This window comes from Candidatus Magnetominusculus xianensis (assembly GCA_001541255.1).
In the GTDB taxonomy this organism is placed as follows: Bacteria; Nitrospirota; Thermodesulfovibrionia; order Thermodesulfovibrionales; family Magnetobacteriaceae; genus Magnetominusculus; species Magnetominusculus xianensis.
Genome location: LNQR01000134.1, coordinates 12,787 through 29,066, shown reverse-complemented (window position 1 = coordinate 29,066; position 16,280 = coordinate 12,787). Strand labels below are relative to the sequence as shown.

Below are 16,280 nucleotides of genomic sequence, written 5' to 3'. Positions count from 1 at the left end.
TTTGATACCCCGCACCTCCGCAGCAGACTCATGCCCCCCTCAAAGAATGGGGGGGGCTGACTGGTTTTATTATGACACAGTCTGGAAAGCTGGAATCCAGGAAACCATCGGTCAGAGCCAAATGATAGGCAATTCCTGCCTGATTTTTCAAATGCGTTTGCCCTGGTCCTGGGCCGCTGCCGCTTGTTTTTTTGTGAGAGAATTGCTATTATTGTCCCATCGGGGTGGTAAAGAAGGTTCTTATAAGGAATGCGGCAACTCTATGAACAGGACTATTTCCATATCAATTAGTAAGAAGATGCACGGGCTTTATAATGCGCTATTAGCTGCGTTATTGTTTTTTACGATAGTGTTTGCGACTAGAGATTGTTTTTATTTTATTTCAAATGGGATTTCACTTGGGGGTTTTTCTCCTGGACAAGCAGTTGTATCTGAGCACGGAAAACCTGATATAGCCGAATACGCCTCCATAGTTTCACAAAACCCGTTCGGTATAAAACACGCCGAATTTAAATCCCTGCTTGACAGCGGCAAAGGCGCTGCTGCCCCATCGAGACTAAGGCTCCTGGGTACTATCTCAGGCACACGCGGCACTGGCTACGCCTTTATCGAAGATGACAAGGGTAATCAGGAACTCTTCAAAGTTGGAGCTGAGGTGTTTAACTCAGGGGTACTCAGCAGGGTTACACCTAATGCAGTTTATTTGTCAGGCGGTCTAAAAATAGATATTACAGAGATTGCGCCTACCGGGGCAGGGCATTCTCAGGCAGCTCAACTGGCTGCAAATTCTGCTCTGCTCAGGGGCACAGCGGGCGGCACAACCATGACATTAAATCAAGGCAAGGTGCTTGAAGCCATAGAAAATCCAAAACAACTAATGACAGACGCCCGACTTCAACCACGACACATAAACGGTAAACAGGAAGGTTTTGTGCTTCAGGAAGTAAAACCCGGCGGCCTCTACGACCAGCTTGGTCTTAATAACGGTGATGTCCTGTTGAGTGTCAACAGGTACGACATAACCGACCCGGAGACAGCGCTTGCCGCCTTCGCAGCACTAAAAGGGGCAGCAGGTCTGCAACTTGAAATACTCAGAGGTCAAACTAAATTGACCCTCAACTATCTGATTAAATGAACCGGACTATTATTAGAATAATCCTCTCTTTGATGGTTATGATATGCGCTGGCTCTCACGCCGCTGCTGAAGACTCTGCCCGTTCGGATGAAAAAGTCGTCTTTAATTTTGTAAACGTAGACCTCCCCGCTATCGTTAAGGTTGTCAGTGACCTTACGGGGAAAAACATCATATTTGACGACCAGCTCAAGGGAAAGATAACCATCGTTGCCCCATCGCCCATTGACAAAGCCGACGCATTCAGGCTTTTTACGTCTGTCCTTGAGCTCAAAGGCTATACTGTTATTCCATCGGGCGCAAATTCCTGTAAGATAATTCCATCGGCTGAGGCAAAACAAAAAGGCGTTCAGGTCACCACTGACGGCGCTAAGGCAACAGGGGAAAGCTACATCGCAAGACTGATTAAACTGGATTATCTAAGCGCAGATGACGCGATTAAACTTCTCAGGCCGATTATATCCAAAGACGGTTACTTATCAGAGTTTGCCCCGCGCAACATGCTGCTTGCCATTGACTCAGGCCCCAACATTGATAAGATTCTAACTATTCTCAAGACCATAGACAGGGCATCACCGGCAGACTACCCAGAGGTCATTTATCTGAAGTTCGGGACGTCCGACGCCGTAGTAAAACTCCTCAACGACGGCCTGAAAAAGAAACCAACCTCCCAGCAGACGGCAGCCGAGGTATTCACTGTATCTGATAAAAGACTCAACGCCGTTGTAATCTTCGGCCCGCGTACCGAAAGAGAACCAGTGAGGAAACTCATTGAAATGCTTGATGCCCCATCGCCCGATGCACAGGGTAATATCAATGTCTACTTTTTGGAAAACGCCAACGCCGAGGAACTCTCAAAGGTGCTTGATGCAATGCTCAAATCCGCCAAAGGAGGCGACAAGTCCCAGCCTAATGCCTTAAGCGCCGTGCCGGATATTCATGTAACCCCGGATGCGGCCACTAATTCCCTCGTCATCGCCGCCTCACCAGCAGATTACAGAAACATCACCGGCATAATAAAGCAGCTTGATAGAAAGCGAAAACAAGTCTATGTAGAGGCAATGATTGTTGAGGTGTCAATACAGGACATCTTAGACCTTGGAACCAAGTGGCGCGCCATAGGCAAGCAAAACGGTCAGGCACGGGTAATCGGCGGCGTTGGAAAGATAGACTCCACCTCTATGCAGAACATAATCAACGGCCTCAGCGGACTTAGTGTCGGTGGGCTTGGTAGTTTTATGAATATACCGCTTACGGTAATCGGTTCGGACGGCACGGCAACCACGTCAAATCTCTCAGTGCCGGGCTATGCTGCGCTCTTTAATATCAGTGACTTTAAGGGTATTGTAAATGTCCTCTCGACCCCTCAGATTCTCACCTCAGACAACAAAGAGGCTGAGATCATGGTTGGCGAAAATATCCCAATCGTCACAAAGCGGGAATCCTCTACTGCCTCTGCCTCGGGTACGCTTGGTGTCTTTAACAGTATCGAACGAAAAGACGTCGGCATATCTCTGAAGATTACCCCGCATATCACTGAGGGCGATATAATAAAACTCGATGTGTATCAGGAAATATCAAGCGTAGAGCAGCAAAGCGACTCAAGCGTCTTAATAAACATGGGGCCAACCACGACAAAGCGCTCAGCCAAGACCACAATCTTTGCCGAAGACGGCCAGACCATCGTCATCGGCGGCCTTATCCAGGACAAGGAAGAGACTAGTATAACAAAGGTGCCCCTGCTTGGCGATATTCCCCTGCTTGGCTGGCTCTTTAAGACAAAGGAAACCACAAAGACAAAGATTAACCTGATGGTATTTTTAACCCCTCACATCATAAACGCTAACAATAAAATAAACGTGATTACCGGAGAGAAGACATCTATAGCCACGAATACAATCATGGCTGAGGACAGGAAAATCGATGCTGCCTCCTCCGGCATATACGTCAGAGTTAAAGAGGGGACGAGTAAACACAGGGCTATCGAGTTATTCACAGAGACCGGTTCAACCGTGCGGAGGTCTTATCCCGATGCCACACTCTTTCTAATCGAACCGCCGAAGGACAAGGACATCGATGCCTTTATCAGGGAGCTTGAGGTAGTGCCAGAGATAAAGTTTGCTGAAAAAGAAGACTTGTTAAAGAGTTTACAGGGCCGGTAGACCCAGGCAGTGGACATCTCACGGCAGCCTATCAATGAGGACTTATTTGATATAACCCTGCTGAAGGACATTCCCATAGGGTTTTCCAGGGGCAACATGGTCCTTCCATACAGGAGGGAGGCGGGGGTATTAAAGGGTATTATTTGCGGGGCGCAGGGTAGGTTTGCCCTGCATGAAATTGCAAAAAATATTGGCCTTGTGTCTGAACCTATAGAGATAGACAAGGCAGAGCTGCTTGATTTAATTAACCGCATCTATGGCAGGACAGGTTCAGCCTCAGAGGTCATGGATGATATGCCGGACAATGAGTTTGACTCTGTAGCAACAGAGTTTGAATCCCCTAAGGACATCCTTGAACTAACCGAAGAGGCCCCGATTATAAGGCTCCTTAATGCACTGCTCAGGCAGGCCGTAAAGGAACAGGCGTCGGACATTCACATTGAGCCATATGAGAAAGAGCTTCAGGTCAGGCTCAGGGTAGACGGGATGCTCAGGCGCATACTCTGCCCGCCAAAGATAATCCAGGATGCCCTCGTAAGCCGTGTAAAGATAATGGCAAACCTTGATATAGCTGAAAAGCGTCTCCCCCAGGACGGGCGTATACGCCTGCTTATTGGCGGGCAGGACATAGACATACGCGTCTCGGTGGTGCCTTCTGTATTCGGTGAAAGGGTAGTGCTGAGGCTGCTTGACAGAAAACAAGGACTTATCGGCCTCAATGCCCTGGGCCTTGATGAGCGCTCACGGGAGGCATTTAATTCGTTACTTAAAAATCCTCACGGCATTATCCTTGTTACCGGCCCCACTGGAAGCGGCAAGACCACCACACTCTACGCAGCCATTAACACCATATACTCGGAACAGAAAAACATCATGACCATAGAAGACCCCGTTGAATATCAACACGAGGGAATTGGGCAGCTCAACGTAAACACCAGAATAGGGCTGACATTTGCCGCCGGGCTGAGAAGCCTCCTGCGCCATGACCCCGATGTAATCATGATAGGAGAGATAAGAGACTACGATACGGCTGAGATTGCTATTCAAGCATCGCTTACCGGACACCTTGTCCTCAGCACACTCCATACAAATGACTCTGCCTCTGCTGTTACGCGTCTTATCGACATGGGGATAGAGCCGTTTTTAATAACATCTACGCTTGTTGGTGTCCTTGCACAGAGGCTGATAAGGAAAATCTGCGAGTACTGTAAAGAGGGATACAGCCCTGTGGCACTTGAGATGGAATTCTTTAGCAATCCACCTGATGTCTTATATCGCGGCATGGGATGCCCCAGGTGCAGCCACACCGGATACGCCGGACGCACGGGGATATTCGAGCTGCTGCCAGTTGACGGTACAATAATCCCGCTGATTGACAGAAACACTGATGCACAAAAGATAAAAAAGTTTGCCCTCGACTCAGGCATGAAGACACTTCACTTTGACGGCCTGAAAAAGGCTGAGGCAGGAGTTACAACCTTGCAAGAGGTGTTGAGGGTAACAAGAGCGGAGCATATATAATTTTACATAATATATCTTATCGGACATTTTATATCAACATGTTTTGTGGATAACTTGTCGGTAATAGCTTGATTTTGCCTTGCAGAGCCTTTATGTACGCGCCTTTACCGGTATTGTCTAATTTTTAAGCAATCGATTATTCTTTATAAAATGGCAGGTTATCAGATAATTATCAGCTCTCCGGCAAGACGGTCTTTTGCCTGCCCGGTAACTACCAGTTTTACAAGGTGTTTTTCCCGTATCTCAAACCCTGGCACTGTCTCAGATACTATTTTCAGATAATTTCCCGTTGTGCCCATAAATTCACCGTCTTCAAGTTTTTCGACTACCGCGCACAGGGTTTTTCCCAGTTGCGCGGACATGTACGCCTGTTTCTTTTCATTAGACAGTTCCCTTAGATGTTGAGCGCGCTGTTTTTTAATACCTTCCTCTACATGGTCAGGCATCTCTGCCGCCTTTGTGTTTTTCCTCACCGAGTATGGAAATACATGCAGGTACACCAGCGGCATGGATGCGATAAAGTCATAGGTATCTCTGAAGTTATCTGCCGTCTCACCAGGGAATCCAACTATAACGTCCGAGCCTATGGATATGTTATCAACGGCATCAGTCAACCGTAAGATGGTTCGTCTGAAGTCCTCAGTGTTATACGGCCGGTTCATTTTCTTTAATATGCCATCGTGACCACTTTGCAGCGGTACGTGGGCATGGCTGCAAATCCTGTCGTTTTCAAAGAGCCGGATCAGTCTGTCTGTTATTTCACTTACCTCAATAGATGTCAGCCTGATTCTTACATTATTCGTATTTATCAATATGTGTTCGATAAGTTCTGCAAGTTCTGTCTGAGGACTAAGGTCAACTCCATAATAGCCTATATGAATCCCTGTTATGACGATTTCCATAAAGCCTGCCTCTTCAATTGACCTGGCCTCGTGGATGATTTCGCTTACAGGTCTTGACCTTGAGGCGCCTCTGGTTTGCGGTATTATGCAGTATGTGCAGGAGGCGTTGCAGCCGTCTTGTATCTTTAGCAATGCACGGCTGTTTGCATGGTTTGCTGCTGGGGTAGTAAGGTTTTGGGTATGTCCGAATTTATCTTTGAAGTATGTGCCTTTGTCGTCATTTGTTACAATCTCCACATCCTTGCTTATCTGCCTTATCAGTGGGGCGTTAAGCTCAGAATAGCAGCCTGTCACAATTACCGATGCCCCGGCCTTTAGAGCTCGCCTTATTAATTGTCTTGACTGGTAGTCGCTTTTGGCCGTTACGCTGCATGTGTTTATTATGCAGAGATCAGGCATTTCCTCAAGTGATGCCTTATTATGGGAGTTTTCCAGTAAGATGTTTTCAATTAGACTGCTTTCAGATTGGTTGGATTTGCAGCCCAGGGTCAGCACACAGAATTTCATTACCGCTGCTTGCCTTACCGGTCAGGCTGGCCTTCAAGTGAATGTCTAAAAGAATTTGTTATGTTTACCGTTATAAACATTCCTTTTTTAACTGATTCTACGGGGATAAAATTAACAATCTTATTTGTCCTCGTCCTTCCTGTCCAATGGGCCGGGTCTGAGGAGCTTTCTCCCTCGACAAGGATTTCTACGGTTTGACCCTTAAGCTTGCGGTTTATTTTATCTGTTATAACATCCTGTAATTCAAGGATTGTCTTAAGCCTCTCTGATTTTATTTCCTCATCAAGCTGACCTTCCATATCTGCTGCCCGCGTGTAACGGCGTTTTGAGTATTTAAATGCGAATATACCGTCGAACTCTATTTCTCTTAGTGCCGATAGTGTCTCTTTGTGGTCTTCGCTGGTCTCGCCGGGGAAACCGGTTATTATGTCTGATGTAATTGTGATACCAGGGACGCTGTCTCTTAAGGCGGTTATTTTATCCAGATACTGCGCGTATGAGTATTTCCTGTTCATTGAAGACAGAATCTTTGTAGAGCCTGACTGAAGCGGCAGATGTATGTGTTCACATACCTTATCGAGGTCCCCGATTGCGGCAATCAACTCCGGTGACAGGTCTTTGGGGTGAGAGGTTACAAAACGTACCCGTTCAATTCCCTTGACCGCATTTACCGCTGTAAGCAGCTCTGCGAAAGAGGCGCATGTGCCATTGTTCGGGTCATTGTATGAGTTTACGTTTTGTCCAAGCAGTGTTATCTCCTTATAGCCCTCATCAGAAAGTGTTCTGATTTCGTTGACAATGCTGTCCATTGGCCTTGAGCGTTCCCTGCCCCTTGTGTGTGGGACTACGCAGTAGCTGCAAAAGTTATTACAGCCGTACATGATATTTACCCATGCCCGTGTGCCATCGTTTCTGATGGACGGAAGTTCTGTCTCTGCTAAATAGGGATTTTCTTCGACGGCGGCCTTTCGTTTATCTCTGAGGATGAGTTCAGGGAGTTTTGCGATATTTTGCGGGCCAAACGTGAAATCAACATATTGATTATCAATAAGAAATTTCTCGCCCTCTTGTTGAGCGATACACCCTGAGACGACTATTTGCATAGCTGGACGCTTTTTTTTCAAACGCCTGAAGTACCCAAGCCTCGACAGAAACTTATGTTCGGCCTTCTCCCTGATGCTGCAAGTGTTGAGGATTATCAGGGCGGCGTCCTCTGGTTTATTGGTAAAGGCATAGCCTTCACCCCTCAGCACTCCAGCTATCTTTTCTGTGTCGTGGACGTTCATCTGACAGCCCCATGTTTGTAAGTATGCGACTTTATCCATTAGTAATTTAATATCTCTAAATAGTTTGCATAATCCTGTTCGACTATGCCGGTGCTTGTGCGTCTTTTCTTTTCAAAATCCTTTTGCGCCTTTTGGACATTGCCTTTATATTCCGGGGATAGATGTATCCCTTCTATAAGTGCATCGTTGGCCTCACCATATCGTCCAGCAGCATTGTGGCAGAGGGCTATTCCGAAGTATGACCATATATTTGTTTGATTTCTCGCAATGGAATCCTTGAAAGACCTGATGGCCTCGTCGTATTTGCCTATCCTGTATAAGGAAAATCCAAGATTTTGATAAGACTTATCCGGTGTTGCATACAGGGGATTTTTTAACGCGTCTCTAAAGGCCTCTACAGATTCTGCCCATTTGCCCAATTCCGCGTATGTTATGCCGAGGTGGTTATATGCCTCGGAGTAATTCTTATCAACGGCGATTGCCTTAAGAAAGGATTCCTTTGCATTTTTATAGTCGCCAAACCGGTGGTAAACAAGGCCAATGGCATTTAAAGTTTCCTTGTCGTTAGGATTTATATCGAGGACCTTTTTGAATTCTACAAAGGCGCCCTGGTAGTCGTTTTCCTTCATCTTTGCAACTCCATGGGCGTAGTGCCCTTTAACTTTATTATCCTTTTTATAATCATTTTCCTGCTGAGAAGTCCCTATGGTTGAACACGACGCAAGCATTGCCAATAATAACAATAATTTAAGAAAATTAAATAATTTCATACTTTTTATCACTATCCTTCTGTTCATCAGGTTTATATCCTTCCGGTTTATATTCTTAGAGTATGGCAGCTAACGTTTCCTTATCCATATGTGTGAGAACTCAATATCCTGATAAGCGTAAGCAAGCCCCAGCCTCAATATCTCAAGCAGGGCCAGAAAGGTTATTATGACTTCCACCTTTGTTGCCGCATCCGTAAACAAACTGTCAAACAAGATTTTCTCTTTCTCAAACTCAAGCCTCTCCGTAATAATAGCAATTTTATCTTTAATGGTCAAGTGTTCTTTTGTTATTGACCTTACTGCAAAGGGTTTTTTGTCTATTACGCACTGAAGCGCCTTTACAAGGTCATACAGGTCTATGTTGATCAGGTATGGCTGCTGCTGTGTCTTAGATGTCTCAAGTTCCCACTCAGGCTCCTTTGAGAAGATATTTTCCCATACCGCCTCCTTTTCCTTTAGTGAAAATGCCGCCTCCTTATATGATTGATACTCGATAAGTCTCTGAACAAGCTCTGCACGAGGGTCTTCCTCTTCCTCCTGCCCTACCCTTTCTTCTGCTGGCAGCAGCATTTTAGATTTTATATGTATCAGTGTAGCCGCCATAACTATAAACTCACCGGCGATGTCAATGTTCAAGTCCTTCATAATGGTCAAGTACTCAAGGTATTGTCCGGTGATAAAGGCTATGGGGATGTCATAGATATCAATCTTGTTCTTATTGATAAGTGAAAGGAGCAAATCAAGGGGCCCTTCAAATACATCTAATTTTATTTTATACGCCGCTTCACCGCCAGGCACTGTTTTCCCCTCTATTTGAAATATTTATCGAGCGCTATAAATGCCAGCACCGTTACGCTGATATAACCGTTCATGTTGAAGAATGCCATATCTAGTTTGCTTAAATCCCCCGGCCTCACAAGGTTATGTTCATAGATTAAAAGCATCGCCACAATTGCCATCCCTATATAATAAACTACCCCCAGGTGAAACACAACGCCTGAGACGATTAGTAATACCCACGTAAGCAGATGAAATCCCCGCGCAATATATAACGAAGTCCTGATGCCAAATCGCTGTGGGATTGAATAAAGCCCGTAACTCTTGTCAAAGTCAATATCTGCCAGTGCATAGAGTATATCAAAACCGGCAAGCCAAAACACTACAGCTACGGGCAAAGCTGCCGCCTCCCACGATACAGTTCCCCTGATGGCTATCCAGGCCCCAAGCGGCGCCAAGGCTATCGCCACACCCAACACAATATGACAGCCCCATGTGAATCTCTTCGTATAAGAATAGAGAAATATGACAGACAGCGCTACAGGGGAGAGTTTAAGGCACAGGGGATTTAACATATATGCCGCAACCCCAAAAACAACCGAAGACAATACTACAAAGACAGTTGCCTCGGCTGCCGAGATAACCCCTGCGGGGATTTCGCGATTTTTCGTTCTCGGATTTTGGGCGTCTATCTTTCTGTCAACAACCCTGTTCATACCCATAGCGGCTGACCGGGCTGCCACCATTGCTGCTGTTATCCATACTATCTTTTTAGTTTCTGGAAGCCCGTCGGCTGCTAAAATGGCAGAGGAAAAGGCAAATGGCAGTGCAAACACCGAGTGTGAGAATTTAATCATCTTCAGGTAAGTAATTACGCGTGTGCAGGTCATGCAGTGTGCAAGTTAGATTTTATTTTGCAGCCGGGCATTTTCAATTACTATTGCTGCCTCCTCTGCAAGGGCCATTGCGAAGTCTATTTCGTCACTCGTAAAGACCCTTAGCTCGCTGGTCAGCAGCCTCAGGACGCCTATAGTGTCATTGTAGAGTATGAGCGGGATGGCCAGAATGCTCTTAATCCCTTCCCTCTGGGCCTCTTTGTTAAAATGTATCCGGGCATCGCTTGCGGCGTCATAAATAGCAACCGGTTCTCCCTTTAGCGCAGTCTTTATATTTTCCTCGAATTCTACAGAGCCTCTGCTCAGGTACTCATCGCTCAGACCTGAGGCTGCCGCAAGTTCAAGCCTCTGGGTTTTCGGGTTTAGCAGCCGTATGGTTGCCGCCTTTGTATTCATTATCTCAGGCAGTCGTGTGACAATACGATTTAGTACCTGACTGAAATCTGTTGTCTTTGTCCTGAGTTTTGTTATCTCCTGAAGGGTTTTTAAATAAGTTACTTCTTTATATTGTTTTTCGTACATGGTCGCATTAACTATTGCAAGACCGCACTGTTCGGCTAAGGATGTCGTAAAAGCCACCTCTTTCTGCGTGAAATTGCGAAGCCAGCCGGTGAACAACTTAATTACACCTATGAGTTTACCCCTTGCAAGTATGGGTACGGAGAGAATACTCTTTATCCCCTCCTCTATTATATCTTTCTTGTTCAGAACCCTGGGGTCTGTCGTAGCATCATAAATGAAGACCGGTTTGTAGTTTAGTTCCTCGAGGATATTCATATCCTTGTCCTTTAAGAATGGCAGCATCGATGCCTGTGAGTAGAGGTGATTTAAAGCCTCCATGATGTTGAGTTCCTTTCCCGTCGGGTCTTTTGCCAGGAAATCGTTGTTTAGTCCATAGGAAGCGGCAAGCTTTATCTTTTTCGTCTTTTCATCAATAAGTTTTATCGTAGCCCCTTTTACCTGAATGGCCTCCGGGATTTTCCTGACAATCATATTCAGGATTTCCTCAAGGTTCAGCGAAGAGCTTAACGCCTTAGATATCTCCTGAAATACCCTCAGGTATTCTTTTTCCTTTGAGACGATAGTCTCAAACTCCTTGGCATTCATTATCGCCATAGCGGCCTGTTCGGCGATTGCCGAGACGAATTTCATGTCCTCATCCGAGTAGTTTCTTGGCTCTGCCGTGTACATCCTCATTATTCCGATGATGTCGTCTTTGAATCTCAGGGGCACACTCATGATGCTTCTGATGCCTTCTTTATTGGCGGCATGAAAATATATCGAATTCTTATCATCTGCTACATCGTATATAGAGACGGGTTTACCGGACATGGCGTCTTCTAAACTCTGGTCGAATGTCACAGCGCCCTTGTTGACATAGTCATCAGACAGTCCGAAAGATGCTGCAACGTCAAGGGTGCGTGATTTCTTGTTTATCAACCTCAAAAGACATGCCTTGACGTTCATTACCCTTACAATATTTGTTACAATCAGATTCAGGACTTCATCTAAAGCGATACTTGAGCTTATTGCCTTGCAGATATTTTGATAACTCTCAAGATAGACCCTTTTCTGGAATATCTTCTCTGAACACTCGCCGCACATACCGTGCGTAATGTCCGCATAACCCAGTGAATTTAAAAACTCTTCGATGGTCTGCCATGTATCGCCATTTTTTATCTTTTTACACCAGCCACAGGTTAGAGTCAATTGTTTTTCAGTGGCTAACATGTTAATATCTCAAGTATCTCTTTATATCTTAGCGCCGTCTTTGCTATGATTTCCCCAGGGAGCTTAGGCCCCGGATAATCCTGATTCCAGTCCAAGGTCAGCAGGTAATCCCGGACGATTTGCTTGTCGAAACTCTCTTGTGCCCTGCCAGCGGCATAGCCTTTAAGCGGCCAGAAGCGCGATGAGTCAGGGGTTAACACCTCGTCAATCAGGATTGGTTCACCGTCTATAATGCCGAACTCAAATTTCGTGTCAGCAATTATAATGCCTTTACTGAGGGCATAGTCAACTGCCTTGTTGTATATTGCAAGGCTTAGATCTTTTATCTTTCTGGCAATATCGGCTCCAACTATAGAGACGGCCTGATCGAAAGAGATATTTACATCGTGCCCTTTTTCGGCCTTTGTGCTTGGCGTGAAAATGGGTTCGGGAAGCCTCTCTGATTCTTTTAATCCACCGGGCAGCTTAATCGCACACACTGTGCCATCCCTCTTATATTCCTTCCATGCCGACCCTGAGATATAACCCCTGACAATACATTCCACCTCAAGGGGGCTTGCCTTTTTAACAAGCATTGTCCTGTCAGCAAGGATTTCCTTATACTTTTGACAGGCATCTGGGAAGGCATTTACATCTGTTGTAACGATGTGATTTTCAACTATTGACTTTACATAGGAAAACCAGAAGGCAGAAATAGCGGTAAGCACTTTGCCCTTTGAAGGGATGCCCTCAGGAAGCACAACGTCAAAGGCAGACAGCCTGTCTGTTGCGACTAACAGGAGGCGCTGTTCAAGATCATAGATGTCCCGTACCTTACCTCTTTTGACAAGCTGTAAGTCAGGAAAATCTGTATTTAACACAACATTTTTAGTCATAGCATCCATACTATTCAGGCTATTCAGGCGTAACATTTATCACAGAGTTGTTTGTTAAGCAACATCATTACAGCCTTTAGTATAATAATCGGACACACTAATGTCAACATAATAATCGTCACTATTCAGGCTATGCCCCTCTTTTTTTTCACACCGGCTGCCGCGCATTAGTCATCTTGTTAGCTGTTGATTAAAATTTGTCATTTAAAGTAGAATTATTCAGACGAGAGGTGCTAACGAATGTCTGTTATAACTATAAATAATCAGCCCTATAGCAGAGGCAGAGAGATAGCCGAAGCGGTTGCCGCTAAAACAGGCAGTGAGCTGTTAACCGTTGAGCAGATTACCACCCATGCCACAGAGGAATATCAAGTATCCCCTGAGCAAATAAGACATGCCTGTGAAAACCCGCAGGCAGTGCCGATAGTATATGGAATGTCATTGGAGGAAAGATACAGGTATCTTGCATACTATGAGGCAGCCCTTATGCGCTTCCTGCTGAGGGATAATATCGTGTTTTGTGGTTTTGCCGGGCGGGTGTTATTAGAAGGTATCTCACATATTTTTAAGACATATATATCGTCAAGCCTTGCAGACAGAACCAGTGTCAGGGCTGCCAGAGAAAATATTTCGCAAAAGACGGCTGAAGAACAAATCATTAAGGAGTACAACGCACACAAGAAACTGATAAAGGCGCTCTATAAATTTGAGGTTGACAACCCCAAACTCTACGACATGGCGCTGAACATCGGGCAAATCACTGTGGAAGACGCCATAGAGATTATCACCACGACATCCCAAAGCAGACGTTTTCAGCCTATGACATACTCAACTGCCACCGCCAAAAACACAGCGCTGATGTACAGGGTGCGGGCATCGCTCATACACATAGACCCAAACGTCAGCGTGTGTTATGAATGCAGCAGCCTGATAATACACAGCCGTGCCATCAAAGGTGAAAAACAAAAACGCACTGCTGCAATAAAGTCTCAATTAAAGTCCATACCCGAAGCGGCAGTGGCAGAGATAATAATTACCGAGGACTTCACTAAGTAAAAACTATCCTCGTCTCTGAGGATATGCTTAAGACACGTGGAAAAATCAGAACAAATAGCGGTTATTGAGGCCCTGTTATTCGTAGCCGGAGATTCCCTCTCGAGCGCCGATATAAAGCGCCTTACAGGGTTTTCGGACGAAGAGACTGCCGGTGCCATTACCACTCTCATATCGCGTTATAGAAACACCGGCGGCGGCTTAATGATTGCTGAACTAGCCGGGGGCTATCAAATGGTTACCAACCCCTCGTGCGCAGAGTGGATTAAGAATTTAAAGAAATCCAAATCATCTGGAAAACTCTCCATCGCCGCCCTTGAGACCCTGGCGCTTGTCGCCTATAAGCAGCCTATCACAAAAGTGGAAATAGAAGAGCTGCGAAGTGTAAGTTCAGACTGGACAATCAAGGTGTTACTTGAGCGTGACCTGATTAAAATCGCCGGAAGAAAAGACGCCCCTGGAAAACCCCTCATCTTTGCCACAACAAAAGAATTTCTTAAATACTTTGGCCTGAAGAATTTATCAGACTTGCCTACGCTTAAGGAATTCACTAAAGAAGAATAACGGGCGACTCTAAAACCCCCAGGGCAAATGCATTTGCCCTGCTAAAACCCCTGATAAAACTTCCTGACCTCATCAATTGATAATTGCCCTGGGGCAGTTACTGTCTCTAAAGAGGCAAACGTAAAGAGAGAGCCAATAAGCGGCAGAAATATTCTGGAGGCCATCCCCTTGTCCCCCATAGCAATAGTAACGACGGGCTTATGGTCTAACGTAAAAGCAGTAAGCCTCTTTATATCGTCCATGCCGTTTGGTGTCACAGCTATTTTCACTATGCGTGCGCCTATGTGTCTGCCTTGTTCATACACCTCCTCGAGCTTTCTCTCATCGGGGGTTTGAGCAAAGTTGTGATATGAGGTGATGAGCGTCTTACCGTGTTTATTGGTTAAGGCAGCGATGTCCGGCGCTATGTCAGACTCTACTTCTATATCAACGGCGTCAGTAAGGTCAATAATATGGGAGAAGATTCCTGTCCTGTCCTCATCGGCAATTGCTGCCGCCCCACCCTCTTCTTTTGACCTGCATGTGGCTATGACCGGTATGCCCCTGAATTTATCTTTAAAGGTCTTAAAAATATCCTGTACGTATGAGACACTCAGGTCTGAAAACATGTCGATTCTCAGCTCTGCAATATCAGCCCCGCGTAGTGTCTTTATGGATAACACATCTGTATCGTTAAGAGGAACTGCAATCTGTGGTCTTTTCTGAGGGCTAAGTGACAGGCCGCCTATTTTTATGTGCTGCATAAGGTCAAACGCCTTGCAGGGTGCTTAAACAAGTTTCTGACAGTGAGTCGTTATTTTTCAGACTCTCGTATTCTCCTTTTACAATCTTCTGAACGTCCTGCCGCAGCTCATTTAAATAATTGAAATTAGCCGCAGCCGTCTTAATGATTTCCCTGTCGAGGACATTATTGCTGCCAAGAGATTCAAGCAAAGACAGTGCCGTGTCTTTGTCCATCCCTTTCCTGTATGGCCTGTCCTCGGAGATTGCTGTAAGCACATCAGCCACAGCCATTATCCTTGAGCCAATGGGCAGGGTGTCACCCTTGAGATGAAATGGATAGCCTTTGGCGTCCATTCTCTCGTGATGAAACGACGCCCACATGTTAATCGTCTCCAATCCCTTGACCGATTCAAGTATCCTGTAGGAGAAATAAACATGGCTCTTCATGACGTTCATCTGTTCATCATCGAGCTTCGCAGGCTTTTCCAATAGCTCAGTCGGTACGGCCAGCTTTCCGATGTCGTGTAAATGCCCGGCTATCGCCATTAGTCTGCACTCTAAGGAGGAGAAGCCGACAAATCTTGACAGCGCCCTGGCAACTGCGCTGACCCCTGCCGAGTGTACCGCTGTGAATTCACTCCTGAAGTCGATTATATGGCTGAAGAGCCTTGCTGTCTCCTCAAGTTCGTCTATGTTTAGTTCTTTCTCGGGGAGGACTTCCCTGTTTAATATTAGTTCTTCAAGTTCGGAATATGTCGCATCAAACCAAAAACATTCCTTCTCAGAAATATCTGCAAACACCTCGACAAGACGCGGGTCAAAAAGTATATTCGAGCGGCTCATTACCGCCTTGACGATAGGGTCTTTTTGATTTAACACCTCGGTGTTTTTATTTAACAATATCTCGATTCTGTCGGCCAGATGTATTATATGAGCGCCGATATGGACTTTCTCTTCGCCCGAATAGTACCCCCTTCCTTCCTCCCATCTGATGTGATGATGACGTACTATCGGTGCGATATTACTCAATACTGCGAAGTCCTTCATCAGTGAGTAGCCCTTTTCAGAATGTTCAAAGGGATTTTTGATGTCGTACTCGGCAATCATATGTTTTTCACGCAGTGAAAATACCCCAATATCGTGAAGGGTTGCGGCTATAAAAATGTCTTTTCGCACCTTCAGCGAAAGCCCGTATGCCTTAGCTATGTCGTCTGCTATAATGGAAACCCTCAGGTGGTGGTTTGACAGCGTCTTATCAACAATATCAAGGGTCTTGGAAAATGTAGTCAGCAACGCCCCAAGTTTGACCTTCATGTTAGAAAGAATGTCCACACTTCATTATATCATATGTACAGGTGAAAATGCTAATATTAACTGTTAT

General features: G+C 45.6%; 14 protein-coding genes. 5 read left to right on the top strand and 9 right to left on the bottom strand.

Features of this window, described 5'->3' with window-relative positions; all coding sequences use genetic code 11:
* The first annotated feature begins 262 nt into the window (after nt 1-262).
* Genes ASN18_RS16535 through gspE form a run of 3 tightly spaced genes read left to right on the top strand, consistent with a single transcriptional unit; the run spans nt 263 to nt 4,815 of the window.
* Nucleotides 263-1,135, top strand: a complete 873-nt coding sequence (locus tag ASN18_RS16535) for a type II secretion system protein N (RefSeq protein ID WP_236861848.1) — start codon at nt 263-265, stop codon at nt 1,133-1,135.
* A gap of 32 nt (nt 1,136-1,167) precedes the next feature.
* On the top strand, nt 1,168-3,294 hold the full coding sequence (gspD, locus tag ASN18_RS16530; protein ID WP_236861849.1) for a type II secretion system secretin GspD: 2,127 nt from the start codon (nt 1,168-1,170) through the stop codon (nt 3,292-3,294).
* A 9-nt stretch (nt 3,295-3,303) separates the two neighbouring features.
* On the top strand, nt 3,304-4,815 hold the full coding sequence (gspE, locus tag ASN18_RS16525) for a type II secretion system ATPase GspE (protein WP_236861847.1): 1,512 nt from the start codon (nt 3,304-3,306) through the stop codon (nt 4,813-4,815).
* Between the two features lie 161 nt (nt 4,816-4,976).
* Here gspE and mtaB read toward each other — a convergent pair whose 3' ends face one another.
* Genes mtaB through ASN18_RS16490 form a run of 7 tightly spaced genes read right to left on the bottom strand, consistent with a single transcriptional unit; the run spans nt 4,977 to nt 12,559 of the window.
* Complete coding sequence (gene mtaB / locus ASN18_RS16520) at nt 4,977-6,224, bottom strand: tRNA (N(6)-L-threonylcarbamoyladenosine(37)-C(2))-methylthiotransferase MtaB (protein ID WP_085053888.1); 1,248 nt, start codon at nt 6,222-6,224, stop codon at nt 4,977-4,979.
* 14 nt (nt 6,225-6,238) lie between these two features.
* Entirely contained in the window at nt 6,239-7,549 is a 1,311-nt protein-coding gene (gene miaB, locus ASN18_RS16515; protein ID WP_085053887.1) for a tRNA (N6-isopentenyl adenosine(37)-C2)-methylthiotransferase MiaB, read from the bottom strand.
* Nucleotides 7,549-8,307: a tetratricopeptide repeat protein gene (locus ASN18_RS16510; protein ID WP_085053886.1), complete on the bottom strand. Its 759-nt coding sequence runs from the start codon at nt 8,305-8,307 to the stop codon at nt 7,549-7,551. The genes miaB and ASN18_RS16510 overlap by 1 nt, the downstream gene beginning before the upstream one ends.
* Nucleotides 8,308-8,349: 42 nt before the next feature.
* A complete protein-coding gene (locus ASN18_RS16505) occupies nt 8,350-9,078 on the bottom strand; it encodes a segregation and condensation protein A (RefSeq protein ID WP_236861845.1) in 729 nt (242 codons plus the stop codon).
* A gap of 11 nt (nt 9,079-9,089) precedes the next feature.
* Complete coding sequence (locus tag ASN18_RS16500; RefSeq protein WP_085053884.1) at nt 9,090-9,947, bottom strand: UbiA-like polyprenyltransferase; 858 nt, start codon at nt 9,945-9,947, stop codon at nt 9,090-9,092.
* A gap of 12 nt (nt 9,948-9,959) precedes the next feature.
* Entirely contained in the window at nt 9,960-11,684 is a 1,725-nt protein-coding gene (locus ASN18_RS16495) for a GAF domain-containing protein (RefSeq protein WP_085053883.1), read from the bottom strand.
* Nucleotides 11,678-12,559 (bottom strand): phosphoribosylaminoimidazolesuccinocarboxamide synthase, encoded by an 882-nt coding sequence (locus ASN18_RS16490; RefSeq protein WP_085053892.1) that lies wholly within the window; start codon nt 12,557-12,559, stop codon nt 11,678-11,680. Before ASN18_RS16490 ends, ASN18_RS16495 begins: the two co-directional genes overlap by 7 nt.
* A gap of 240 nt (nt 12,560-12,799) precedes the next feature.
* Between ASN18_RS16490 and ASN18_RS16485 the strand changes: the two genes are divergently transcribed.
* Nucleotides 12,800-13,615, top strand: a complete 816-nt coding sequence (locus tag ASN18_RS16485) for a cytidylate kinase-like family protein (protein ID WP_085053882.1) — start codon at nt 12,800-12,802, stop codon at nt 13,613-13,615.
* Between the two features lie 36 nt (nt 13,616-13,651).
* Complete coding sequence (gene scpB, locus ASN18_RS16480; RefSeq protein WP_236861843.1) at nt 13,652-14,176, top strand: SMC-Scp complex subunit ScpB; 525 nt, start codon at nt 13,652-13,654, stop codon at nt 14,174-14,176.
* Between the two features lie 41 nt (nt 14,177-14,217).
* Here scpB and aroD read toward each other — a convergent pair whose 3' ends face one another.
* Nucleotides 14,218-14,919, bottom strand: coding sequence for a type I 3-dehydroquinate dehydratase (aroD, locus tag ASN18_RS16475; protein WP_085053880.1), 702 nt, complete (start codon nt 14,917-14,919; stop codon nt 14,218-14,220).
* A 4-nt stretch (nt 14,920-14,923) separates the two neighbouring features.
* Nucleotides 14,924-16,231 carry an HD-GYP domain-containing protein gene (locus tag ASN18_RS16470; RefSeq protein WP_085053879.1) on the bottom strand — a complete coding sequence of 436 codons (1,308 nt, stop codon included), beginning with the start codon at nt 16,229-16,231 and terminating at the stop codon, nt 14,924-14,926.
* Nucleotides 16,232-16,280 lie beyond the last annotated feature (49 nt).